We start from the raw sequence: 23,803 nt of genomic DNA, 5'->3' as shown, positions 1-23,803 counted from the left end.
GGCGCGGGTGACTTCTCGGCGTCAGGCCTTGCAGAGGCAGAAGGGGTGGCCGGCAGGGTCGAGGAAGACCCGGAAGGACTCGCCGGGCTGGACCTCATGCTTGGTGGCGCCGAGGGCGAGGGTCGCTGCCTCGGCCTCGTCGAGGTCGTCGACGGTGACGTCGAGATGCGTCTGCTGAGGTACGTCCTGGCCGGGCCACTTCGGAGCCTGATAGTTGTCGACCCGCTGGAAGTCCAGCGATCCGCCGTCGCCCCAGGCGCTGGCCCAGCCGCCGTCGTCGTCGACCTTGGACTCCCATCCGAGGAGCTGTGCGTAGAAGGCGGCCAGAGCCGCCGTGTCGGGACAGTCGATGACCCACTGAGGATTGCGTGCGATAGCCATGGGACCGACGTTACGAGCGGTTCCGGACGTTCCGCTTCCGCCTGCGACATCGTCGTCTCAGAAATATACAGTCAGGGTTGACTGTTTGTTTCTGGCGCGGCAGAGTGCGTGCCTGTGAGCCAGGCCACCCGCGTACCTCAGGAGCAGCGCACCCGCGCGATGCGGGCCCGCCTCCTCGACGCCACCGTCGAGCTGCTGGCCGAGCGCGGCTTCGCCGGCACCTCGACCACGCTCGTCTCCCAGCGGGCCGGGGTGTCTCGCGGGGCGCAGCTGCACCACTTCCCGGCCAAGAACGACCTGGTCGTGGCGGCGGTCGAGCACATCACCGAGGCCCGTGGCGAGGCGCTGAAGGCGGCTGCCGGGGCGCTGCCGGAGGGCGGGCAGCGTACGCGGCACGTGCTCGCCATGCTCGCCGAGCAGGTCACCTCCCCGGTCTTCGCCGCGGCCCTGGAGCTGTGGGTCGCGGCCCGCACCGACGAGCAGCTGGCCGCGGCGGTGGGTCCGCTCGAGCAGCGCATCGGCCGCGAGCTCCACCGGGCCACGGTCGAGCTGCTCGACGTGGACGAGTCGAAGCCGGGCGTACGCGAGCTCGTGCAGGCCACGCTCGATCTCGTCCGCGGCCTGGCTCTGGCTGACACGATTACCGACGACGCTGCCCGACGCGAGCGGATCCTCGATCACTGGGCCGAGGTTTTGGAAAGAGAGCTGCGATGAGCCTGCTGGATGAACTTCTCGAGGACCTCTCCATGGAGGGGTTCGAGCTGCGCCAGGTGGTGGCCGGCCTGAGCGAGGCGGGCTGGCGGGAGCCGACCCCGGCCGCGGGCTGGGACGTCGCCGCCCAGATCGCTCATCTGGCCTGGACCGACGAGGCCGCGCTCGCCGCGACCGAGTGGGTGGCGGGTGACGCGACCGCCTGGGACGAGCTGGTCACCGAGGCGCTCAAGAATCCCGAGGGCTATGTAGACGAGGCCGCGCTGGCGCTGGCCACGATGCCGGCGACGGACCTGTTGGAGCACTGGGACGGGGTGCGCGGCGAGCTCGCCGGAGCGCTCGCGAACGTCCCGGACGGGCAGAAGCTGCCCTGGTTCGGGCCGCCGATGTCGCCGGCCTCGATGGCGACCGCGCGGTTCATGGAGACCTGGGCCCACGGACTGGACGTGCGTGAGGCGCTCGGTCTGACCTACGAGCCCAGCGACCGCATCAAGCACGTCTGCCACCTCGGCACCCGCACCCGGGACTTCTCCTACGGTGTCCACGGTCTGACTCCGCCGAGCTCCCCGTTCCGGCTCGAACTGACCGCGCCGTCCGGTGAGGTCTGGGAGTGGGGGCCTGAGGATGCGACGCAGAGCGTCCGCGGCCCGGCGTACGACTTCGCGCGTCTCGTCACCCAGCGCATCCACCGCGACGACACCGCGCTGGAGGCGACCGGGGACGACGCCGAGAAGTGGCTGAGCATCGCCCAGGCGTTCGCCGGTCCCACCGGGAACGGGAGGCCCAAGAAGTGATCACCATCGGCAACTGCTCCGGCTTCTACGGTGACCGGTTCTCGGCGATGCGCGACATGCTCGAGGGTGGTCGGCTCGACGTGATCACCGGCGACTACCTCGCCGAGCTCACCATGCTCATCCTCGGCAAGGACACCCTCAAGGATCCGTCGACGGGCTACGCCAAGACCTTCCTGCGCCAGGTCGCCGACAGCATCGACCTCGCGCTGCAACGAGACGTCAAGATCGTCTCCAACGCCGGCGGCCTCAACCCCGCCGGTCTCGCTGCCGCCATCGAGGCGCTCGGGACGAGCGCCAAGGTGGCCTATGTCGACGGCGACGACCTTCGCGGCCGGCTCGACTCCCACCCCGACGCCCTGACCGCCAACGCCTATCTCGGTGCCTTCGGGATCGCGCACGCGCTCGACGCCGGCGCCGACATCGTCGTCACCGGCCGGGTGACCGATGCGTCGGTCGTCGTCGGGCCGGCGATCGCCCACCACGGCTGGAAGCGGGACTCCTACGACGAGCTCGCGGGCGCCGTGGTCGCCGGGCATGTCATCGAGTGCGGCACCCAGGCCACCGGCGGCAACTTCTCCGGGTTCCTGACCATGTCACCGCAGGCTCGGGCGCGTCCGCTGGGCTTCCCGGTCGCCGAGATCGCCGTCGACGGCTCCTCGATCATCACCAAGCAGGACGAGACCGGCGGCACGGTCACGGTCGACACGGTCACCGCGCAGCTGCTCTACGAGATCCAGGGTCCGCTCTACCTCGGTCCCGACGTGACGACCGATCTCACGTCGATCCGTCTGGAGGAGGTCGGGATCGACCGGGTCGCGATCACGGGCGTGACCGGCACGCCGCCGCCGGCGACCCTCAAGGTTGCGGTCAACTCGCTCGGGGGCTATCGCAACTCGGCCGAGTTCGTGCTCACCGGCCCCGACATCGACGCCAAGGCCGCCTGGCTGCGTGACCAGCTCGACGCCGAGCTCCCGATCGGACCCGACTACACCTGGTCGACCTACCGCGTCCCCGCCCCCGACTCGCCGACCGAGGAGGGAGCCGCCTGCATCCTGCGGCTCTCTGCGCGGGCGGCGGACGCCGACGCAGTCGGACGCGCGCTGACGGCACCGGCCATCGAGCTGGCTCTGGCCTCCTACCCGGGCTTCCACGTCACCGCGCCCCCGGGACGGCCGTCTCCGTTCGGGATCTACAAGGCTGCGTACGTCCGACGCGACCGCGCCCCGGAGACCGTCCACCTCCCCGACGGTTCGACCTACGAGGTCCCGGCCCCCCTCGCCTACGCCGAGGCGTCACGCGCGCCGGCCGAGACGTCACGGGCCACGGGCAAGGTGACCACTCGGCCGACGGGAGCGACGTCTCGGCGAGAGCTCGGGGAGCTGGTCTATGCGCGATCCGGGGACAAGGGTGGCGATGCCAACCTCGGGCTCTGGGTGCCGCAGGGGCGGTCGGACGCGGCCGTCGAGTGGCTGCTGGACACCGTCACCCCGGAGTGGGTACGGCAGCTGCTGCCCGAGGCCGAGGACCTCGCCATCGACATCACGCCGCTGCCGCATCTTCGCGGCGTCAACATCGTCATCCACGACCTGCTCGGGGAAGGCGTGGCCGCCTCGACCCGGTTCGACCCGCAGGCGAAGGGCTTGGGCGAGTGGGCACGGAGCCGATTTGTCGACATGCCCCTAAATCTCTGTCCCGACGGCAGCACATCGGAGACGATCCGATGAACGACGACCTCTACCAGCTGGGCGCGGAGTTCGCCCGTCGCGAGGTCTTCCCAGACCTACAGGTCTGGGAAGACAACCAGGAGATCCCGCGGGAGGTCCACAAGGCCGCCGCCAAGCAGGGCCTGCTCGGGATCGGGTTCCCTGAGGAGGCCGGCGGCGAGGGCGGCGGACTGGCCGACACCGTCGCGGTGACCGAGGGGATGATGTCCGAGGGCGCCTCGTCCGGCCTGCTCGCGGGCCTGTTCACCCACGGCATCGCGCTGCCGCACATCGCCAAGCACGGCTCGCCCCACCTCATCGACACCTACGTGAAGCCCACGCTGGCCGGCGAGAAGATCGGCAGCCTCGCCATCACCGAGCCCGACGGCGGCTCCGACGTCTCACACCTGCGCACCACCGCGGTACGCGACGGCGACGAGTTCGTGGTCAACGGCGCCAAGACGTTCATCACCAGCGGCTGCCGCGCCGACTTCGTCACCACCGCGGTCCGCACCGGTGGCCCGGGCGCCGGCGGCATCAGCCTGCTGGTGATCGACAAGGAGGTCTCGACAGGCTCGACCACCGGTGGCTTCACGGTCACGCGCAAGCTCGCCAAGATGGGCTGGCACTGCTCCGACACCGCTGAGCTCGCGTTCGAGGACGTACGCGTCCCCGCCGCCAATCTCGTCGGCGACGAGAACGCCGGGTTCATGTACATCGCCGAGGCGTTCGTGACCGAGCGGATCGCGCTGGCCGTGCAGGGCTACGGCACCGCCGCCCGCTGCCTGGCGCTCACCGCCGACTTCTGCCGCCAGCGCGAGACCTTCGGTGAGCCCCTGATCAAGCGTCAGGTCGTACGCCACAAGCTGGTCGAGATGCACCGGCAGGTCGAGGTGGCCAAGGCCTACACCCACGCCGTGGTCGCGCGCTACGACCGCGAGGGATCGACCCAGGCCACGATCGCCGAGGCGGCGCTGGCCAAGCAGACAGCGGTCGAGGCCTGCACCTGGGTCGTCGACCAGGCCGTCCAGCTCCACGGCGGGACGGGATACATGCACGGGACCGAGGTCGAGCGGCACTACCGCGACGCCCGGATCCTGCCGATCGGAGGAGGAGCCACCGAAGTGATGACGGACCTGGCCGCCAAGCTGTTGGGACTGGACCGATGACCGGAAACAGAGAAGCCCTCCTCGAGAAGATCGAGGCGCTCGACGCCGAGCACGCCAAGGCGGCGGCCGGAGGCGGCGAGAAGTACGTCGCCCGCCACAAGGCCCGCGGCAAGCTCCTCGCCCGCGAGCGGATCGAGCTGCTGTTGGACGAGGGCAGCCCGTTCCTGGAGACCCAGCCGCTGATCGGCTGGGGCAGCGACTTCCCGGTCGGTGGCTCGATCATCACCGGCATCGGTGTGGTCGAGGGCGTCGAGTGCATGATCGTCGCCAACGACCCGACGGTGAAGGGTGGCGCGCTCAACCCCTACTCCCTCAAGCGCTCCTTCCGGGCGGCCGAGATCGCGGAGAAGAACGGTCTCCCGACGATCAACCTGACCGAGTCCGGCGGCGCCGACCTGCCCACCCAGAAGGACATCTTCATCCCGGGCGGCAAGGGGTTCCGCGACCTCACCCGCGCCTCCGCGCGCAAGCAGCCGACCATCTCGGTGGTCTTCGGCAACTCCACGGCCGGTGGTGCGTACGTCCCGGGCATGAGCGACTACGTGATCATGGTCAAGGAAGGCGCGAAGGTCTTCCTGGCCGGCCCGCCGCTGGTGAAGATGGCCACCGGCGAGGACACCGACGACGAGTCGCTGGGTGGCGCCGAGATGCACTCGCGCATCTCCGGCTCCTCCGACTTCCTCGCGGTCGACGAGCACGACGCCATCCGGCAGGCGCGACGAGTCGTGGCCAGGCTCAACTGGCGCAAGCACGGTCCCGAACCGAAGGCGAGCTACGAGCCCGAGCTCGACCCCGACGGCCTGCTCGACCTGATCCCGACCGATCTCAAGGAGCCCTTCGACCCGCGCGAGGCGATCCTGCGGATCGTCGACGGCACTGGTCCTGACAACGAGGTGGCGTTCGACGAGTTCAAGCCGCTCTACGGCCCGTCGCTCTGCGTCGGCTGGGCGCGGCTGCACGGCTACGAGATCGGCATCCTCGCCAACGCCCGCGGCGTACTGATGAGCGAGGAGGCACAGAAGGCGGCGCAGTTCATCCAGCTCGCCAACCAGAAGGACACCCCGCTGCTGTTCCTGCACAACACCACCGGCTACATGGTCGGCACGGAGTACGAGCAGGGCGGCATCATCAAGCACGGCGCCCTGATGATCAACGCGGTCTCCAACTCCACCGTCCCGCACCTGACCGTGATCATGGGCGCGAGCTACGGCGCCGGCAACTACGGCATGAACGGGCGCGCGTACGACCCCCGCTTCCTGTTCACATGGCCCTCTGCCAAGTCCGCGGTGATGGGGCCGGCCCAGCTCGCCGGCGTGATGGAGATCGTCGCCCGCGAGTCCGCGGAGAAGAAGGGCGAGGTCTTCGACGCCGACGGGTTCAAGGGCGTCAAGGAGATGGTCGAAGGGATGGTCGAGGAGCAGTCGCTGCCGATGTTCCTCTCCGGCCTCGGCTATGACGACGGGGTCATCGACCCGCGCGACACCCGTACCGTCCTCGGCCTCTGCCTCTCCGCCATCGCCACCCGACCGATCGAAGGCGCCATGAACTTCGGCGTCTTCAGGATGTGAGTGCTGCCATGACCATCAGTCGAATCCTGGTCGCCAACCGCGCCGAGATCGCCTCGCGCGTGTTCCGCACCGCCCGCAAGCTCGGCATCGAGACCGTCGCGGTCCACTCCGACGCCGACGCGGACCTGCCGTTCGTGGCGGAGGCGGACCATGCCGTACGCCTCCCCGGCAACGCCCCCGCCGAGACCTACCTCCGCGCCGACCTCGTCATCGAGGCGGCGAAGGTGGCCGGTGCCGACGCGATCCACCCGGGCTACGGGTTCCTGTCGGAGAACGCCGACTTCGCCCGTGCCGTCGAGGCGGCCGGTCTGGTCTGGATCGGGCCCGCGCCCGAGTCGATCGAGCAGATGGGCTCCAAGATCGAGGCCAAGAAGATCATGGCCGCCGCCGGAGTCCCGGTCCTGGAGGCGCCGGCATCGCCGGTCGAGTCCGACCTGCCGCTGCTGGTCAAGGCCTCCGCCGGCGGGGGTGGGCGCGGGATGCGGATCGTCCGCTCCCTCGACGCCCTCGGCGCCGAGATCGCCAAGGCCGAGGCCGAGGCCGCGTCCGCCTTCGGGGACGGGACGGTCTTCGTCGAGCCCTACGTCGAGGCCGGCCGCCACGTCGAGGTCCAGGTCGTCGGCGACGGTGCCGGCAACGTCGCGGTCTTCGGCGAGCGCGACTGCTCGGTGCAGCGTCGCCACCAGAAGGTCGTCGAGGAGTCCCCGGCTCCGCTGCTGCCCGATGCGGTCCGCTCGGCACTCCACGAGGCCGCCCGGAACGCTGCCGCGGCGATCGACTACCGCGGTGCCGGGACCGTCGAGTTCCTCTACGACGCCGCCTCGGAGCGGTTCTGGTTCCTGGAGATGAACACGCGCCTGCAGGTCGAGCACCCGGTGACCGAGCTGGTGCACGGGGTGGATCTGGTGGAGTTGCAGATCGCGGTGGCGGAAGGTGTCTCGGGCGTAGTCTCGACAGGCTCGACCACCGTGACAGGGCATGCGGTGGAGGTGCGGCTCTATGCCGAGGATCCGGCAGCGGACTATCAGCCGCAGTCGGGGACGTTGACGACGCTGGAGTTCCCGGGTGACGCCCGGATCGACGCCGGTTACACGTCGGGCTCGGAGGTCAGCACCTTCTACGACGCGATGCTGGCGAAGGTGATCGTGCACGCGCCCACGCGCGACGCGGCGGTCCGGCGGCTCGTCGGGGTGCTGCGTACGGCCAAGATCCATGGCCTGGTCACCAACCGGGAGCAGCTGATCGGGATCCTCGGGTCGGAGGCGTTCCGGTCCGGTGAGGTCAGCACCTCTCTTCTCGCGGAAGAAAAGTTCCTTCCGCGCACGGATGACCCCGGCGCCCCGGTCGCTGCAGCGGTCGCGCTGGCCGAGACGACCCGCCGCCCGGGGCTCCCGGTCGCCTGGCGCAACGTCACGAGCCAGCCGCAGCGGACGGTCTTCGAGGATGACTCAGAAGACGGCCTCGTCGTGGAGTGGTACGGCACCCGCGACGGCTATCGCATCGACGGCTTCGACGTCATCGATGCAGGTCAGGACCGGGTTGTACTCGAGAAGGACGGCCTGCGAACGACGTACGAGGTTTCGATCGACGGCGCACGGATCGACGTCGACTCCTCGTTCGGCCACACCGCGCTGCGGAAGCGTCCGAGGTTCACCGACCCCGCGACCCAGACCCAGCCCGGAAGCCTGCTGGCGCCGATGCCGGGATCGGTCATCAGCGTGCTCGCCGAGTCCGGCAGCAACGTCACGGAGGGCCAGCCGCTGCTGGTCCTGGAGGCGATGAAGATGCAGCACACGGTGACCGCGCCCACCGCCGGCGTACTCGCTCAGATCAACGTCAAACCAGGAAGCCAGGTCGCCGCCGGCGAGGTCCTCGCCGTCGTAGAGGAGGAGACAGCATGACTGCGTTCACTGAGCCCGAGGAGCGGACCGCTCTGCGAGAGGCGGTGGCGAAGCTGGCCGGGAAGTACGGCCACGACTTCGTCGCCAAGCAGGCCCGCGAGGGCGGCAAGATGACCGAGATGTGGCTCGAGATGGGCCGCAACGGGTTCCTCGGCGTCAACATCGCCGAGGAGTACGGCGGTGGTGGCGGTGGTATGAGCGACCTGGCCGCCGTGCTCGAGGAGGCGGCGACCGCCGGCGCTCCACTGCTGATGATGGTCGTCAGCCCGGCGATCTGCGGCAGCATCATCGGCCGCTGCGGCACCGACGAGCAGAAGAAGCGCTGGCTTCCTGCCATCGCGGACGGGAGCCTGCTGATGGCCTTCGGGATCACCGAGGCCGACGCCGGCTCCAACTCCCACAAGATCACCACCACCGCCAAGCGCGACGGCGACAGCTGGGTGCTCAACGGCCAGAAGACCTTCATCTCGGGCGTCGACGAGGCCGACTCGGTCCTCATCGTCGCGCGCACGGAGGACGCCAAGACGGGCAAGCTCAAGCCCGCGCTCTTCGTGGTTCCGACCGACTCCGAGGGCTTCACCAAGCAGGTCATCCCGATGGCCTGGGAGGCGCCGGAGAAGCAGTTCACCCTCTTCATCGACGATGTACGTCTCCCCGCCGACGCGCTCGTCGGCGACGAGGACGGCGGCATCTGGCAGCTCTTCGCCGGCCTCAACCCCGAGCGGATCATGGGCGCTGCCCTGTCCTGCGGGATGGCGCGCTTCGCGCTCGGAAAGGCGGTCGAGTACGCCGGGTCGAGGTCGGTCTGGAAGGACGCCCCGATCGGCTCCCACCAGGGCATCGCGCACCCGCTCGCGAAGGTCAAGATCGAGCTGGAGCAGGCTCGCCTGCTGTGGCAGAAGGCCGCCGCGCTCTACGACGCCGGCGACGACGCCGGTGCCGGGGAGTACGCCAACATGGCCAAGTACGCCGCCGGCGAGGTCGCCTGCAACGCCACCGATGCCGCGGTCCACACCCACGGCGGCAACGGCCTGACGGTCGAGTACGGCCTGGCCAACCAGCTCGTCGCCGCCCGCCTGGGCCGGATCGCCCCGGTCAGCCGGGAGATGATCCTCAACTACATCGCCATGCACACCCTGGGACTCCCGAAGTCCTACTGATCACGGCGAAATGAGTACAGGGCCGGTCGCGTGAGCGACCGGCCCTGTTGCGTACGTCTGTCTCTACTTCTTCGGTTCGATGATCACGATGGTGCTGAGGATCTTGTCGGCGAAGGTCTGACGCTTGTCGTCCCACAGCGGCCACAGGTAGCCGATGTAGCAGGCGAGCTGGTCGAGGTAGTGGACGAAGAAGCGGCCGATCGAGAACCAGGTGCCGAGGACCTGGCCGTCGGCCTCCTTGACGACCTTGATCCCGAGGACGCCCTTGCCGATCGAGTAGCCGGTCTTGCCCTGCTTCAGGCCGTAGTTCCAGAACAGGAAGGCGAGAGAGACGAGGAAGCCGATGAACATCAGGAGCCCGCCGATCGCCATGAGCGCTCCGTTGGGCTCGCCGGCGGGCGTGTACATGCCGGTGTTCGGGTCGTACTCCGAGACGCCACCCGAGGCGGCTCCGCCGATGAGTAGGCCGTAGCCGATCCAGAACGGGATCATGGCCACCGCGCCGACGAGTCCGTCGATGATGAAGGCACCCGCGCGTGCGCCCCAAGAGGCGTACGGCGGTGTCGGGGCGCCGTAGCCGTAACCGGCCGGGGCGGCGCCGTAGCCGGGAGCGGCGGGGGCGCCGTAGCCCGGCGCGGGCGGAGGCGGCGGAGCGCTGGGCTGACCGTAGGCCGGTGCTGGCGGCGGAGTCGGCGGCAGGGGCTGGCCGGAGGGGTCCTGGGGGGTGCCAGGAGGCGGGCCGTAGTTAGACATGCGCCGAGTATGGCCACATCTCAACGTAAATGTCAGCGCACACGCCTGAGCCTGCTGCGGCTAAGACCGAGGCTCCACCACGACAAGCGTCCCGACGATCTTGTCGGCGAAGGTCTGCCGCTTGTCGTCCCACAGCGGCCACAGATAGCCGATGAAGCAGAACGCGTCGAGGACATGGAGCAGCTGCCGCACCAGCGCCATCGGGACGCCGGTCGTCGCCTGTGGCTCCTTGCGGACCAGCTTGATCCCGACGACGCCCTTGCCGATGGTGTAGCCGGAGCGGCCCTGCTTGAGGACGTGGTTCCAGACGGCGAAGCCGATGAACCCCAGCCAGCCGACAAGGGTGACCAGGAGGCCGAACAGGGTGACGAAGAAGCCGGACTCCTGCGACAACCCACCTCCCACACCGGCGACCAGATAGAACGGCACCAGCAGCGCCGCGTCGATCAGCGCACCGCCGGCCCGGCGACCCCAGGTCGCCAGCGGCGGGCCGGTGGGGACGTACGACTGCTGTGCCCACGGCGGGGTCTGGGGCTGCTCGCCCGGTCCACGGGTGGGGTCCTGCGGTGCGCCTGGCGGCGGCCCGGGCGGCGGCCCTGGCGGCGGGCCGAAGTTCGACATCTGGTGGGTCATCTCCTCGAGTGTGCTGGCCTGCTGACCTGGCCGACGTTCAATCTATCGGGTCGCACAGGGGTTAGCCTGACCCTTATGGCTGGAGCGGCGAGGTCAATGGATCGGGCTCAGCGCCGGTTCCCGCCGGTCGCGTTCCCGCTGGCTGTCCTGTACAAGTTCTGGGACGACCAGGGCAACAACCTCGCCGCGATCATCACCTACTACGCCTTCGTCGCCGTCTTCCCGATCCTGCTGCTCGCCTCCTCGATCCTCGGCTTCGTGCTGGAGGGCAACCCGAGCCTGCAGGAGGCAGTGCTCGACACGGCGCTGGCGCAGTTCCCGATCATCGGCGACCAGCTCGGCCGCAAGGAGCTCACCGGATCGACCGGCGCGATCGTCATCGGTGGTATCACCGCCCTCTACGGTGCGCTCGGCCTGGGCCTCTCGCTGCAGAACGCGGTCAACACTGCCTGGTCCGTGCCGCGCAACAGCCGCCCCAACCCGATCCTGCTGAGGGTGCGGTCGCTGCTCATGCTCGCCGCCGGCGGTCTGGCCATCCTCTCGGTGACTGCGCTGTCGCTGGTGCTGAGCCGCACGGACTTCCTCGGATTCAAGGCGGTCGACGTCGGCTACTGGCTGGTCATCCTCGGCACCGTCGTGATCGTCACCGGCATGCTCTGCGTCGTCTTCCGGATGGCCACTACGCGCGACCACGCCCTCGCCCACGCCCTTCCAGGAGCGCTCACGTTCGCGATGCTGTGGCAGGTGCTGCAGTACTTCGGCGCGGAGTTCGTCCAGCACGTGCTCGCCGCCACCCGTGGCATGAACCAGACCTTCGCGCTGGTCCTCGGTCTGGTCGCCTTCCTCTACATCGCGGCGCTGATGGTGGTGATCTCGATCGAGGTCAACGTCGTCTACGCCCGTCACCTGTGGCCGCGAGCGCTGTTGACCCTCTTCACCGACGATGTCGAGCTGACCGAGGCCGACCGCCGCGCCTACGCGAGCTATGCCCTCATGCAGCGCCACAAGGGTTTCGAGACGGTCGCGGTCACCTTCGACGGCCCCGACGGCAACAGCCACGAGATCGTCATGGACCCCTCCTGGCTCCGCAAGACCGCTCGGCAGATCCGTCGCCGCGACGAGTTCAGCCGGCCGCTGCCGCCGACCAAGCCGCCGCCCCCGGTGCCTCCCGGCCAGCTGCGCGCGGTGCCGCATCCCGACGAGGACCAGCCGGAGCGGCGTACGAGCTCTTAGGGCTTCCTCCGCAACGGCACGAAGCGATACCAGCCGTGGCTGCTCAGTCGCGACGTGCCCGTCGAGTTCCGCTCGACCAGCATCATCAGCCCGGCGACCGGGACCACCATCCGGCCGGGTGCGGCGAGCTGGTCCATCAGCTCGCGCGGCAGGGCCTCGGCCTCGGCGGAGACGAGGATGCGATCGTACGCAGCCTGCCGCGGCCACCCGAGGACCCCGGGCTTCGCCTTCTCGATGCGGGCCCAGGGCTGGTCGGTCGCCGCCAGGTTGCGGCGGCCGAACCTGACCAGGGACGGCTCCAGCTCGACCCCGATGACGCTGCCCTCCGGACCGGTCAGGTGGGCGAGCAGCGCGGTGGTCCAGCCCGACCCGGAGCCGACGTCGAGCACCTTGTCACCCGGTGCGACCTCGAGAAGACGGAGCATGTCGGCCACCGTCCGCGGCTGCGAGTTGGTCTGCCCGTGACCGATCGGAAGCGGCTCGTCGAAGCGCGCGAAGTCGCGCTCCTCGGGCGGGAGGAAGCCCTCCCGGGGAATGGCGGAAAATGCATCGAGGACCGCGTCCACCCCTCCAGTCAAGCACCGTAAGGTCTGCCCCATGACTGTGTCGCCTGAAACCAACGCAGAGCTCGTCCACCTCGACGTCGCCGAGGGTGTCGCCACCATCACTCTCGACTCGCCGGCCAACCGCAACGCGCTCTCCCGCCAGCTGGTCACCGAGCTGTTCGAGGCGCTGCACGCCGCCGACAAGGACACCTCCGTCAAGGCCGTCGTGCTCCAGGCCACGGGCACCGTCTTCTGCTCGGGCGCCGACCTCTCCGAGGCCGCGACGGTGCCGATGGAGGAGGGCACCCGCGGGATCGTACGTCTCCAGCGCACCATCGTCGCCCTGACCAAGCCCGTCGTGGCGAAGGTCCAGGGACCGGTGCGTGCCGGCGGTCTCGGGCTCGTTGCCGCCGCCGACATCGCGATCGCCGCCGACACCGTCTCGTTCGCGCTCACCGAGGTCCGGCTCGGCCTGGCCCCCGCCGCGATCTCCCTCTCGATCCTGCCCCGGATCGACGCCCGCGCCGCCTCCCGCTACTTCCTCACCGGCGACAAGTTCGACGCCGCCGAGGCAGCCCGCATCGGCATCCTGACCGCCGCCGTCCCCGCCGCCTCGCTCGACGACGAGGTCGCCGCCATCACCGCTTCCCTGCTCGAGGGCTCCCCCCAGGGGCTGCGCGAGACCAAGCGCCTCATGGTCCGCGGCCTGGTCGAGCACATCGACGCCGGCGGCGAGGAGATGGCCGCCCTCTCCGCCCGCCTCTTCGGCTCCGACGAGGCCCGCGAGGCGATGACCGCGTTCCTGACGCGCAAGAAGTAGTGCCAGCGAGACGGCTGATGGCTTGTGGAAATTCCAGCGCTCGAGAGTGCGCGCGAGGCTAGGCTCCGCTTCCTCCCTGGAAGGAAGTAAAGATGGTCAAGGCCCTGTCGGGTGCGGTGTTCCTGGTCGTCGTCGCCGGGGTCCTGTGGGTGATCAACCCCTTTGGCGGCGATGACGAAGGTTTCGTATGGTCGTCGGAGCCGGAGGTGTCCGTCGTGCCTCCGACGGCGACGCCGGACGGCGGCGAGGTCGTCGCTCGCTGGGAGAGCACGGACGCACGTGAGCTGCTCGACCCGGCCGGCCACACCATCGAGTTCACCACCACGCTCGACAACTTTCGGGTGGAGTTCGGTTGCGACTTCGAGATTCCGGGCGATCTGCACGTCTACATGTCGGCCGATGGCTGGGACCAGGAGAGCGCCGAATGGTGCACCGAGCCGCGGGCGAACTACCACAGCAACGGTGGTGGGTCGGTCGTGCTCGGCGGACCAGGGAAACACAAGATCACGTTGCGGGCGCTGCACAAGGACGGATCGCCGTACGTCCCCGCTGACGGCACGATCGAGATCCACCTCGGTGTGATCGACCACGTCGAGGGCTGGGTCGGCGGCTAGCCAGTTCGCCACGGCGGTCGATTGGTGGCACCGCTGCCCGTATAACACCACGTCGGGGGTAGAGTTATCTCCTTGCCGTGCGCCATGGGGGGCGCACGGCGGGTGTGGATCTTTGTGACGGGGGAACATCCAGTTGAACGACAAGCTGGCTGAGCGCGAGATCGCTCAGGAGCAGGGGTTCGTAGATCGTGTCTACCTCCAGCTGGGAGAGTCGGCGCGCGCTGCGCAGGAGCTGGCCGCCGAGGGCCGCGACCGTGGGCGTCTGGGCCACGAAGGTGGTCTGGTCGAGCGCGACGCGTTCGCCTTCCAGGCGGCGCGACGCATCGCGCAGCTCGATGCCGCTCACGAGGGGCTGGTCTTCGGCCGCCTCGACCTCGACCCGTCGGTTGACCCGGAGCCGCGCTACGTCGGCCGCATCGGTCTTCGCGACGCGGAGCGTGACTCGCTGCTGATCGACTGGCGGGCGCCGGCGGCCGCGGTGTTCTACCAGGCCACGGCGGTCGAGCCGCGGTCGGTGATCCGACGGCGGGTGCTCCGCTCCGAGGGGCAGAGCGTGATCGGTGTCGAGGACGAGCTGCTCGACGCCGAGGCGCTGGAGCGCTCCGGTGCCGACCTGCCGATCGTCGGCGAGGGCGCGCTGATCGCCCAGCTCAGCCGTGCCCGCGACCGCACGATGCACTCCATCGTCGCGACCATCCAGGCGGAGCAGGACAAGGCCATCCGTGCGCCGGGTAAGGGCGTCACGACGATCTCCGGTGGTCCGGGCGTGGGGAAGACCGTGGTGGCTCTGCACCGGGCCGCCTACCTGCTCTACACCGAGCGTCGCCGCTACGAGTCCGGCGGCGTGCTCATCGTCGGCCCGTCGGGCGTCTTCATGCGCTACATCGAGCGCGTCCTGCCGAGCCTCGGCGAGACCGCGGTGGCGCTGCGCTCGCTGGGTGAGGTCGTGGACGGCGTACGCGCGACGTGGCACAACGACCCCGCCGTCGCCGACGTGAAGGGCTCGGTCCGGATGGCCGAGGTGCTGCGTCGCGCCTCGCGCCAGCAGGCGCCGGGCTCCCCGCGCGAGTTCAAGGTCTTCTACCGCGACGACTCGCTGCGCCTGGACGGCAAGCGGCTCGGTGAGCTGCGGCGACAGCTGATGAGCCAGGGCCGACGCAACCAGCAGCTGCGTCGCGTACCCCAGATGCTTCTCGACATCCTCTGGCGGCAGGTACGCGGAGAGCGCGGCCGCGAGCGCGGTCGCGAGGTCTTCAACGACGAGATGCTCGACAACCCCGCCTTCCTCGAGTTCGCCGCCGCCTGGTGGCCGGCGCTGGAGGCGCGCGAGGTGCTCGGCTGGCTCCGCGAGCCGGAGTTCCTGGCTCGCGTCTCCGAGGGAATCCTGACTCACGACGAGCAGCAGCTGCTCCTCAAGTCGTGGGCCGGCCGCGGCCTGACCGACGCCGACCTGGCCATCGAGGACATTCCGCTGCTCGACGAGCTCCGCTACGCGATCGGCGACATCCCCGAGCAGGTCGCCGACGAGCGGGACGCCGACCAGAGCGGCATCGACATCGCCGAGCTGATGACCGCCTCCGACCGCGAGTTCTCCTCGGGCCGTGGCTGGCGCCCTCCGACGTACCGGATCGACGACGACCCGTTCGCCCACATCCTCATCGACGAGGCCCAGGACCTCACCCCGATGCAGTGGCGGATGGTCGGTCGCCGGGGACGTACGGCCTCGTGGACCATCGTCGGTGACCCCGCCCAGTCCTCGTGGCCGGTGGCGGCGGAGGCCGAGGCGGCTCGGGCCAAGGCGCTCGAGGGCAAGCCGGTCCACGCGTTCCACCTGTCGACGAACTACCGCAACTCGGCCGAGATCTACGACTTCGCCGCGGCCTACGCCGAGCGGGTCGGGCTCAACGCCGACCTGCCCACCGCGGTCCGCTCCACCGGTGTCGAGCCGCGGGTCATCGAGCACGCGGTCGACCTGGAGAAGGCCACCCGGGAGGCGGTCGGCGAGATCGCGTCGCACGTCGGCGGCACCGTCGGCATCGTGGTCCCGGTGGCGCGCCGCTCCGAGGTCAACTCGTGGCTCGCGTCCTGGCCGGAGTTCGCGGACGACGCCCCCAGCGCCGCCGCCTCCGCCGCCGACCGGACCTCGGTGCCATCCGGCGAGGACCGCATCGTCGTCCTCACCGGCCTGGACACCAAGGGCCTCGAGTTCGACGGCATCGTCGTGGTCAGCCCCGACGAGATCGAACGCGAGTCGGCCACCGGCCGCGCCACCNGCCGAGTCGGCTCGTCATGACGAGCCGACTCGGCGGGTTTTCAGGTGATCTGGTGGGCGAATACGCGGTCGAGCTCGGCTGCGGCATCCGTGGTGACACCGCCGTGGACGGGGCCTGGCTGAAGGACCGTGCTCTTCGGGGCCTTGAGGAGGCCGAAGCGGGCGGACTCGTTGTCGGAGAGCGCCCTCATCCCGTACGCGGTGGCGCGGACGCCCGCGCCGAAGCCGGCATGGGCGGCGCCGGCGCAGATCAGGTCCACCGACTCCAGGGCGGCCCGCACCAGGGCCAGGTCGAGCCCCGGGGCGAAGGCGGCGAGGCGCTGCTCGTCGAGCCTCCACCGGGCGGCGAGGAACTTCTGCTCGGGGCAGTGGAGGACGACGCCGACGTTGAGGAACTCCTCGCGCTCGGGGCGGGGTACGCAGCGGAGCACGACGTACTGGTAGGCGTCCATCACGCCTCCGGGGCGGGCTCGGCCGCGGGCAGCCACGGGCGCTCGCCGTCGAGGCGCGCCCGCAGGAACGTGACGTAGCGCTCGCGCAGGGACTCCGGGGTGTCATAGCCGGGGACCGGCTCGAGCCACTCGTCGGGTACGTCGGCGAGCACCTTCTCCAGCACCGCGTCGTCGAGCCGCAAGGCGAGGTCGTCGTTCTGGGCGAGCGCCTCGGCGGCGAAGGCGCGCAGGATGTGCTCGGAGGTGTCGAACGGCTGGGCAGCGTAGCGCGCGGGGTCCCCGCCTCCGCCGGGCCAGACGTGGTGGAAGTAGAGCGAGGCGCCGTGGTCGATGACGTAGAGCGCGCCGTTCCACAGCAGCATGTTGGGGTTGCGCCAGGAGCGGTCGACGTTCGCGATCAACGCGTCCAGCCACAGGATCCGCCCGGCCAGCGACGGGTCGGGCTGGTAGGCGGCGTCGTAGCCGAACGCACCCGCCAGGAAGTCGATGCCGAGGTTGAGCCCGGCGCTCACGTTGAGGAGGTCCTGGACCTCCTCGTCCGCCTCGTAGCGGGCGATCTCCGGATCGAGATCGAGCACGACCTGGTCCGGCGTCGGGATGTCGAGCGCCCGGCACAGACCGGTGACGATCACCTCCGCCACCAGCACCCGCAGCCCCTGTCCGGCGCCACGGAACTTGCAGACGTAGGTGCCGAGATCATCGGCCTCCACGATCCCGGGCAGGCTGCCGCCCTCCCGGAGCGGGGTGACGTACCGCGTCACCCGCACCGTCTCCAGACTCACGCGGCCACATCCGTAGCGCAAGCGCCAGAATACGGACGCGGCCACGTGATGCCTTGATGGCTCGCTCGCTGGCGCTCACTCACGAGATGGTGTCCTCTTCCAGTCGCTTCTTCTCCTCGGCGACGTCGAAGTGGGGCGCGGGCCAGTCGAGGTCGAGCCGGTCCAGGGTCTCCAGGAGAAGCTCGCCGATGGCCAGGTTGCGGTACCACTTCTTGTCGCTCGGCACGAGGTACCACGGAGCGTACTCGGTGTTGGTGCGCTCCAGCGCAATCTCGTACGCCTCCTGGTAGCTGTCCCACAGCTGGCGCTCGTCGATGTCGCCGGGGCTGTACTTCCAGTGCTTGGTCGGATCCTCCAGGCGGGCCAGGAGCCGCTTCTTCTGCTCCTTGGCGGAGATGTGCAGCATGCACTTGAGGATCACGGTGCCGTCGTCGGCCAGCCGCTTCTCGAAGTCGTTGATCGCGGCGTAGCGTCGCTCGATCTCCCCGGGGGTCACGAGCTCACGGACGCGGCCGATCAGCACGTCCTCGTAGTGGGAGCGGTCGAAGACACCGAGGTAGCCGGGCTCCGGCACCGCCTTCTCGATCCGCCACAGGAAGTCCTGGGCACGCTCCTCGTCGGTCGGTGCCTTGAAGCTGGTGATCTTCACCCCGACTGGGTCGACCAGCCCGACGGTGTGCTTGAGCACGCCGCCCTTGCCGGAGGTGTCCATCCCCTGCAGCACCAGCAGCACCCGCCTGGGGTCGTCGCTCTCCTTGGAGGCGAACAGCTTGGTCTGCAGCTCGATCAGTGTCGGGCCGAGCTCGGCGAGCACCTGCTTGCCGGTCTCCTTGTCAGCGCCGACGCCCGGCGCGGAGTTGGTGTCGTACTTCCGCAGGTCCACCGGTCCGACCGGCATCCGCAGCTCGTCAAGAAGGCTCATGCCCTGACGATAGGTGCCGAGGCGCGGGCCGTCAGCCGAGTACGCGCCGAAGATCGAGCGAGCAGCCGACCATCGTGGTCGTCGAACCGTCCGGCTGGGGCTCGTCGAACCAGGTGCCCTGCTCGAAGCCGACCTTGGCGAGCATCCGCAGCGAGGCGGCGTTGCGGTGGTCGGGGGCGGCGAAGCAGGCCGTCGCGCCGGGATAGCGACGCGGGATCGAGGTGAGCCAGACCCACGCCATCCGCGGCCCGATCCCGCGACCCACGAAGGCCGGTTCACCGATCGCGTAGTCGAAGCCGATCGCGTCCGGGTCGGGGGTGAGCAGCGCATAGTCGGGCTCGTCGCTGATCCGGTAGTCCTGGCAGAACCCGATCGAGCGCCCGTTGGCCTCGATCACCCAGAAGGTGACCGGGGTCTTGCCGTCGATGTCCGGCCCGTAGTTCTCCCTCACCCACTCGGGCGTGGGCTCACCATCGACGGCGTACCACCGGTGCACGTGCTCGGTGTTGAGCCAGCGGACCAGGTGAGGCAGGTCGCCGCGGGTCATCGGCCGCAGCGCCACCACCGGCATCGGGTCGGAGGAGAACTCCTTCACCTCAGCGGAGAGATCCACAGCGTACGCAGGCCGCCCGGCGATTCTCGCCGCCGCCGCTGCCCAGCTCTCCCCCGGGCGCGTCACGCCCCCGAGACGGTGTGTCCCGGTGTGGACCGCAACCGGCGTGAACATGCACCCAGGTTAACGCCGCAGGGTCAGTGGGCCTGGCCGCCGCGGCGGTCGACGAGCGGCGGCTGGGACGACCACGGGAAGTCGATCCAGCGGTCGGTCTTCTTGTAGACGTAGTCGGCGTTGATCACCGTCCACGGCTTCTCGAAGATCACCGCCGTGCGGGCCTCGGCCACGTGACCCTCGCAGAAGTCGTGGACGATCTCCAGGGTCTTGCCGGTATCGGCGACGTCGTCGGCGATGAGCACCTTCATCCCGGTCAGGTCTACGGCCGCGGGGGTCGGCGGGAGCATGATCGGGACGTCGAGACGCTCGTTGACGCCGGTGTAGAACTCCACGTTGATCGCGGACAGGTTCTTCACGTCGAGGGCATAGCCCAGGCCCATCCCAAGGGCCAGGCCGCCACGGGCGATGGAGAGCACGATGTCGGGCTCGTAACCACTGTCGACGACCTTCTGGGCGATGTCGCGCACCGCGGTGCCGAAGAGGTCGTAGGTCAGGATCTCGCGCTCTTGCTGCTCACTCACAGATCGGATTCTGACACGAGACCGCCCGCGCCATCGTCATCGGCCAGAGCGAGCTCCTCGCGAACGATGCTGTAGGCCACACCGGCGCCGTATCCCTTGCGGGCGAGCATCCCGACCAGACGCCGGGTCTTGGTCTGGTCGTCGAAGCGCTCCAGGGAGCGCAGCTTGCGCCGGACCATCCGCCGGCCGGCCTCACGCTCGTCGTCGGGGTCGATCTCGTCGAGCGCGTCGCGGGCGACGTCGTCGTCGATGCCCTTGCGGCGCAGCTCCTGGGCCAGGGCTCGTCGGGCCAGGCCCTTTCCGGGCTGTCGGCTGGCGATCCAGGCCCTGGCGAAGGCCTCGTCGTCGATCAGCCCGACCTCTTCGAAGCGGTCCAGCAGCCGTGTCGCCAGGGCCGCCGGAACCTCCTTCTTCTCGAGCTTGTCGGCGAGCTCCTTGCGGCTGCGCGCCTGGCCGGTCAGGGCGTCGAGGAGGATCTTGCGGGCGATCGCCTCGTGGTCGGGCTCCGGGTCGTTCTTCGGGTCCGCGGGATCCGCCGGGCGAGGCTGCCTTCGACGGGAACGTGTTGGTTTCGACACGTCGTCGCTCCTTCGTCGCGACGACGGCTCAACCGACGGGACGGACGGCTCGAGCGACGGGGAGGACGGGGTCTTGCCGGCCCAGGCTTCGACGCCGAGGGTCACGTCCCCCAGCCAGTCGGGCGCGGGCCGTTCGTCCACCCAGGGATCCTGGGTGGACGAACGGTCAGGCCTTGACGAAGCCACGGGTCAGCCGGTGCCTTTGGACCTAGAAGTCCTCGACGCCGGCGGGCTCGGCCGCGGGCGTCTCGCCGTCGGCCGGGGCGTCGACCGTCGGCACGACGCCGAGCTTCTCCAGGATCCGCTTCTCCAGCTCGTTGGCCAGGTCGGGGTTGTCCTTGAGGAAGTTGCGGGAGTTCTCCTTGCCCTGACCGAGCTGGTCGCCCTCGTAGGTGTACCAAGCGCCAGCCTTGCGGACCAGGCCCGCCTCGACACCGACGTCGATCAGGCCGCCCTCGCGGGAGATGCCCTTCCCGTACATGATGTCGAACTCCGCCTGCTTGAACGGCGGAGCCACCTTGTTCTTCACGACCTTGACGCGGGTGCGGTTGCCGACCATGTCGGTGCCGTCCTTGAGCGTCTCGATCCGGCGCACGTCGAGTCGCACCGAGGAGTAGAACTTCAGCGCGCGACCACCGGTCGTGGTCTCGGGCGAGCCGAACATCACGCCGATCTTCTCGCGCAGCTGGTTGATGAAGATCGCGGTCGTGCCGGAGTTGTTGAGCGCACCGGTCATCTTTCGCAGCGCCTGGCTCATCAGTCGAGCCTGGAGGCCGACGTGGCTGTCGCCCATCTCGCCCTCGATCTCGGCCCGCGGCACCAGCGCCGCGACGGAGTCGATGACGATCAGGTCGAGCGCGCCCGAGCGGATCAGCATGTCGGCGATCTCCAGGGCCTGCTCACCCGAGTCGGGCTGGGAGACCAGCAGGGCGTCGGTGTCGACGCCGAGGTTCTTCGCGTATTCCGGGTCGAGCGCGTGCTCGGCGTCGATGAAGGCCACGATGCCACCGGCGCGCTGCGCGCTGGCGACCGAGTGGAGGGCCACCGTCGTCTTACCCGAGGACTCCGGACCGTAGATCTCCACGACCCGCCCGCGGGGCAGACCGCCCAGACCCAGCGCCACGTCGAGCGCGATCGAGCCGGTCGGGATCACTTCCAGCGGAGCCCGGGTCTCATCGCCCAGCCGCATGACCGAGCCCTTGCCGAACTGCCTCTCGATGTTGGCGAGAGCGGCGTCCAATGCCTTCTCGCGATCACCTGCCGCCATGTTCTTTCCTTCCTGAGGGGCAGACTTCTTCCCCTTGCCTGCCGCTTGTCCACGTGTCTTCGTCGTCATCAAGGCAGACGCTAGACGGGACCACCGACAGTTTTGGACGGGACCCTCTGGCACGGTGTTTCACGACCCTGTTTTTGCCTGGCCGATAGCACGAACCACGCTCCACCTACTACCACACACTAGCCCGAACAAGCGTTCGATGTGAACACCTGTTCGGGCGTGTCGAGGTCGCCGGATCCTCAGTGGTCCTGCATCTCGACCTGCTCGGCGGGAGCCGAGCCGCCACCCATCTCGTCGGCGACGGCGACCGACAGACCACCGAGCATGAAGGCGATGATCACCGCCGCCAGGGCACCGCTCGAGAAGGACGGGATGAAGCGACGTACGCCCTCCTGGACCGGCGCCGCGCCGTGGTACTGGTGGGTGAGCGCATGCCCCTTGCCCCGCTGGAGCAGGTACCGGTTGACCGGGAAGGCCGCCACGAAGGCCACCGAGAGGGCGATCATCATCCCGATCCAGAACACGACGTTGACCAGACCGGCCTCCATCGCCCCGGGGATGAGCGCCATGACCAGGTTGTCGACCAGCTCCATCGTGGCGATCGAGAGGGTGTCGGCGGCCAGCACCACACTGAACGCCGCACCGACGGCCAGGCCCGACTTGAGCAGCGGCAGGGTCGAGAGGGCGTAGCCGAAGGCGAACGCGAGCGTGACGGCCAGGACGATCGTCCATCCGGTGCTGAGCCCGATCGCGGTGCCGATCATCAGTCCGGCGATCTCGCCGATCGCACATCCGGTGAGGCAGTGCAGCGTGGCGCTGGCCGCCATCGCGTTCACCCCGCCCCCATGCGCGCCGTGCACGTCATGCGCCGAGTGGTCGCCGCCATGACCTTCGTGACCCTCGTGCATCGAGTGCTGATGTCCGCCGTGGTCGTGTCCGGCGTGCAGGTGCTCGTCATGCGACGTCATGTCGCTCCCTTGATCGTTCGGTTCGTTGTGCCTACCCGAACATTCATACCCCATGGGGGTATGCGGTCGCAAGCGACATCCGGTCGGAGACCTCACTTTGTCCAACCACGACGGACTCCCTAGGGTGTGCTGTGTGTGGACGGCAGCGCGACGACGACAGCGGACGACCCGTGCGGTCGCGCGCGCCGGCCTGCTGGCAGCGGTCGTGGTCACGGTCGCCGGTCTGCTGGCCATGCATGGGCTGAGCCTCCACGGCACCGACACCGACGGTGAGCACGGCGCGCTGAGCCTGCCAGCCGCCCACGTCGGGCACACGCACGCGCTCGAGCACACCGGCCACGGAGCAGCCGACGGCGCCGGGCACCCGGGCGGCGCCGGGCACACGGCGATGATGCTGTGCGCGGCGTTCCTGCTCGCCGCCGGCGCGCTGCTGCTGAGCGGGCTGTGGCGGCGTACTCCTGCCTGGTGGTTCTCGCGGGCCCGCACCTGGTCCCGGACCAGCGGGTTCGCGCCCTTGCTCACCTGTCCCGCGACCGGCCCGCCCTCTGTCTGGGCCTACTCCGTCATCAGGTGCTGAGCGGCCTGACCCCACCCCGCGACCCGGGCCATGCCCGAGGTCAGCAGGTGGGTCAGCGATGCCCGTAATCAGCACTTCACAAGGAGAAACAACAGATGCGTACGCAACGTCCCCTCTTCCGCGCGACCTGGGCGGCGGCCGGCCTCGCCGTGCTGCTCACCCTGTCCGCCTGTGGCGGCAGCGAGGAGGCCGAGGCTCCTCAGAAGCTCTCGGAGACCGAGAACAACAAGGCCGATGTCACCTTCGCGACCGACATGATCCAGCACCACGCCCAGGCCCTGTCGATGGTCGACCTGACCATGGACCGCAACCTCGAGCCCGAGGTCCAGGAGCTGGCGGACTCGATCCGGGCGGCCCAGAGCCCCGAGATCGAGACCATGTCCGGCTGGCTCCAGCAGTGGGGCGAGGAGGTGCCGTCGACCATGCGTGACCACGTCAACGGCGGCCACGAGGGCCACGGCGACGACGACAGCAGCATGTCCGACTCGATGGAGGGCATGGACGACGACATGCCCGGGATGATGTCGGCCGAGGACATGGACGCCCTCGAGAAAGCCTCCGACGCCGAGTTCAGCGACATGTGGCTGAAGATGATGATCGAGCACCACGAAGGCGCGATCGAGATGTCCGAGGCCGAGCAGGACGAGGGCCGGTTCAAGCCGGCCGTCGATCTGGCCGGGACGATCATCGAGTCCCAGACGGCCGAGATCGAAACCATGGAGAAGCTCATCGGCTGAGGA

At 69.4% G+C, this 23,803-nt stretch carries 25 protein-coding genes; 13 read left to right on the top strand and 12 right to left on the bottom strand.

Annotation, left to right across the window (positions count from 1 at the left end):
• Nucleotides 1-21: 21 nt before the first annotated feature.
• Nucleotides 22-381 (bottom strand): VOC family protein, encoded by a 360-nt coding sequence (locus tag ACFX43_RS29155; RefSeq protein WP_378840712.1) that lies wholly within the window; start codon nucleotides 379-381, stop codon nucleotides 22-24.
• A 114-nt stretch (nucleotides 382-495) separates the two neighbouring features.
• On the opposite strand from ACFX43_RS29155, the gene ACFX43_RS29150 reads away from it, so the two are divergent.
• The 7 genes from ACFX43_RS29150 to ACFX43_RS29120 are packed head-to-tail and all read left to right on the top strand — an operon-like array spanning nucleotide 496 to nucleotide 9,387.
• Nucleotides 496-1,095, top strand: coding sequence for a TetR/AcrR family transcriptional regulator (locus tag ACFX43_RS29150; protein WP_378840710.1), 600 nt, complete (start codon nucleotides 496-498; stop codon nucleotides 1,093-1,095).
• On the top strand, nucleotides 1,092-1,886 hold the full coding sequence (locus ACFX43_RS29145; RefSeq protein ID WP_378840708.1) for a TIGR03084 family metal-binding protein: 795 nt from the start codon (nucleotides 1,092-1,094) through the stop codon (nucleotides 1,884-1,886). Before ACFX43_RS29150 ends, ACFX43_RS29145 begins: the two co-directional genes overlap by 4 nt.
• Nucleotides 1,883-3,610: an acyclic terpene utilization AtuA family protein gene (locus ACFX43_RS29140; protein WP_378840704.1), complete on the top strand. Its 1,728-nt coding sequence runs from the start codon at nucleotides 1,883-1,885 to the stop codon at nucleotides 3,608-3,610. The genes ACFX43_RS29145 and ACFX43_RS29140 overlap by 4 nt, the downstream gene beginning before the upstream one ends.
• Nucleotides 3,607-4,758, top strand: a complete 1,152-nt coding sequence (locus ACFX43_RS29135; protein ID WP_378840700.1) for an acyl-CoA dehydrogenase family protein — start codon at nucleotides 3,607-3,609, stop codon at nucleotides 4,756-4,758. Before ACFX43_RS29140 ends, ACFX43_RS29135 begins: the two co-directional genes overlap by 4 nt.
• Nucleotides 4,755-6,326: an acyl-CoA carboxylase subunit beta gene (locus tag ACFX43_RS29130; RefSeq protein WP_378840696.1), complete on the top strand. Its 1,572-nt coding sequence runs from the start codon at nucleotides 4,755-4,757 to the stop codon at nucleotides 6,324-6,326. The genes ACFX43_RS29135 and ACFX43_RS29130 overlap by 4 nt, the downstream gene beginning before the upstream one ends.
• Before the next feature lie 8 nt (nucleotides 6,327-6,334).
• Nucleotides 6,335-8,227, top strand: a complete 1,893-nt coding sequence (locus tag ACFX43_RS29125; protein ID WP_378840692.1) for a biotin carboxylase N-terminal domain-containing protein — start codon at nucleotides 6,335-6,337, stop codon at nucleotides 8,225-8,227.
• Complete coding sequence (locus ACFX43_RS29120; protein ID WP_378840688.1) at nucleotides 8,224-9,387, top strand: acyl-CoA dehydrogenase family protein; 1,164 nt, start codon at nucleotides 8,224-8,226, stop codon at nucleotides 9,385-9,387. Before ACFX43_RS29125 ends, ACFX43_RS29120 begins: the two co-directional genes overlap by 4 nt.
• 63 nt (nucleotides 9,388-9,450) lie before the next feature.
• On the opposite strand, the gene ACFX43_RS29115 is transcribed toward ACFX43_RS29120, so the two are convergent.
• Complete coding sequence (locus ACFX43_RS29115; protein WP_378840683.1) at nucleotides 9,451-10,140, bottom strand: RDD family protein; 690 nt, start codon at nucleotides 10,138-10,140, stop codon at nucleotides 9,451-9,453.
• Nucleotides 10,141-10,200: 60 nt separating this feature from the next.
• Complete coding sequence (locus ACFX43_RS29110; protein WP_378840680.1) at nucleotides 10,201-10,773, bottom strand: RDD family protein; 573 nt, start codon at nucleotides 10,771-10,773, stop codon at nucleotides 10,201-10,203.
• A gap of 96 nt (nucleotides 10,774-10,869) precedes the next feature.
• Here ACFX43_RS29110 and ACFX43_RS29105 point away from each other — a divergent pair, with 96 nt between their 5' ends.
• Nucleotides 10,870-12,006, top strand: a complete 1,137-nt coding sequence (locus tag ACFX43_RS29105; RefSeq protein ID WP_378840675.1) for a YihY/virulence factor BrkB family protein — start codon at nucleotides 10,870-10,872, stop codon at nucleotides 12,004-12,006.
• On the opposite strand, the gene ACFX43_RS29100 is transcribed toward ACFX43_RS29105, so the two are convergent.
• Nucleotides 12,003-12,584 carry a protein-L-isoaspartate O-methyltransferase gene (locus tag ACFX43_RS29100; RefSeq protein WP_378840670.1) on the bottom strand — a complete coding sequence of 194 codons (582 nt, stop codon included), beginning with the start codon at nucleotides 12,582-12,584 and terminating at the stop codon, nucleotides 12,003-12,005. The two genes, ACFX43_RS29105 and ACFX43_RS29100, sit on opposite strands and share 4 nt — an antisense overlap.
• A 19-nt stretch (nucleotides 12,585-12,603) precedes the next feature.
• Here ACFX43_RS29100 and ACFX43_RS29095 point away from each other — a divergent pair, with 19 nt between their 5' ends.
• From ACFX43_RS29095 to ACFX43_RS29085, 3 genes are all read left to right on the top strand, one after another.
• The gene (locus tag ACFX43_RS29095) at nucleotides 12,604-13,371 is read left to right on the top strand and encodes an enoyl-CoA hydratase family protein (protein ID WP_378840667.1); all 768 of its coding nucleotides are present in this window, start codon (nucleotides 12,604-12,606) and stop codon (nucleotides 13,369-13,371) included.
• Nucleotides 13,372-13,463: 92 nt separating this feature from the next.
• Entirely contained in the window at nucleotides 13,464-13,985 is a 522-nt protein-coding gene (locus tag ACFX43_RS29090) for a hypothetical protein (RefSeq protein ID WP_378840660.1), read from the top strand.
• A gap of 133 nt (nucleotides 13,986-14,118) precedes the next feature.
• A complete protein-coding gene (locus ACFX43_RS29085) occupies nucleotides 14,119-16,278 on the top strand; it encodes a HelD family protein (RefSeq protein WP_378840657.1) in 2,160 nt (719 codons plus the stop codon).
• Between the two features lie 20 nt (nucleotides 16,279-16,298).
• On the opposite strand, the gene ACFX43_RS29080 is transcribed toward ACFX43_RS29085, so the two are convergent.
• The 8 genes from ACFX43_RS29080 to ACFX43_RS29045 form a co-directional block, all read right to left on the bottom strand.
• Entirely contained in the window at nucleotides 16,299-16,709 is a 411-nt protein-coding gene (locus ACFX43_RS29080) for a DUF3037 domain-containing protein (protein ID WP_378840654.1), read from the bottom strand.
• Complete coding sequence (locus ACFX43_RS29075) at nucleotides 16,709-17,491, bottom strand: HipA family kinase (protein WP_378840649.1); 783 nt, start codon at nucleotides 17,489-17,491, stop codon at nucleotides 16,709-16,711. The genes ACFX43_RS29080 and ACFX43_RS29075 overlap by 1 nt, the downstream gene beginning before the upstream one ends.
• Before the next feature lie 79 nt (nucleotides 17,492-17,570).
• Nucleotides 17,571-18,413, bottom strand: a complete 843-nt coding sequence (locus tag ACFX43_RS29070; RefSeq protein WP_378840645.1) for a PPK2 family polyphosphate kinase — start codon at nucleotides 18,411-18,413, stop codon at nucleotides 17,571-17,573.
• Between the two features lie 31 nt (nucleotides 18,414-18,444).
• A complete protein-coding gene (locus tag ACFX43_RS29065) occupies nucleotides 18,445-19,140 on the bottom strand; it encodes a GNAT family N-acetyltransferase (protein ID WP_378840638.1) in 696 nt (231 codons plus the stop codon).
• Nucleotides 19,141-19,163: 23 nt separating this feature from the next.
• Entirely contained in the window at nucleotides 19,164-19,664 is a 501-nt protein-coding gene (locus tag ACFX43_RS29060; RefSeq protein ID WP_355020998.1) for a phosphoribosyltransferase, read from the bottom strand.
• Entirely contained in the window at nucleotides 19,661-20,383 is a 723-nt protein-coding gene (locus tag ACFX43_RS29055; RefSeq protein ID WP_378840633.1) for a regulatory protein RecX, read from the bottom strand. Before ACFX43_RS29055 ends, ACFX43_RS29060 begins: the two co-directional genes overlap by 4 nt.
• Before the next feature lie 67 nt (nucleotides 20,384-20,450).
• Nucleotides 20,451-21,509: a recombinase RecA gene (gene recA, locus ACFX43_RS29050; protein ID WP_183545582.1), complete on the bottom strand. Its 1,059-nt coding sequence runs from the start codon at nucleotides 21,507-21,509 to the stop codon at nucleotides 20,451-20,453.
• A 248-nt stretch (nucleotides 21,510-21,757) separates the two neighbouring features.
• On the bottom strand, nucleotides 21,758-22,486 hold the full coding sequence (locus ACFX43_RS29045) for a DUF4396 domain-containing protein (RefSeq protein ID WP_378840624.1): 729 nt from the start codon (nucleotides 22,484-22,486) through the stop codon (nucleotides 21,758-21,760).
• 133 nt (nucleotides 22,487-22,619) lie between these two features.
• Here ACFX43_RS29045 and ACFX43_RS29040 point away from each other — a divergent pair, with 133 nt between their 5' ends.
• Both ACFX43_RS29040 and ACFX43_RS29035 read left to right on the top strand, forming a co-directional pair.
• Entirely contained in the window at nucleotides 22,620-23,063 is a 444-nt protein-coding gene (locus ACFX43_RS29040) for a DUF6153 family protein (protein WP_378840620.1), read from the top strand.
• A gap of 95 nt (nucleotides 23,064-23,158) precedes the next feature.
• Nucleotides 23,159-23,800 (top strand): DUF305 domain-containing protein, encoded by a 642-nt coding sequence (locus ACFX43_RS29035; protein ID WP_378840615.1) that lies wholly within the window; start codon nucleotides 23,159-23,161, stop codon nucleotides 23,798-23,800.
• Nucleotides 23,801-23,803: the final 3 nt, after the last annotated feature.

Source organism: Nocardioides sp. YIM B13467 (assembly GCF_042788075.1).
Classification (GTDB): Bacteria; Actinomycetota; Actinomycetes; order Propionibacteriales; family Nocardioidaceae; genus Nocardioides.
The sequence above is the reverse complement of the archived record's forward strand: the minus strand, read 5'-3'. Positions and strand labels throughout refer to the sequence as shown.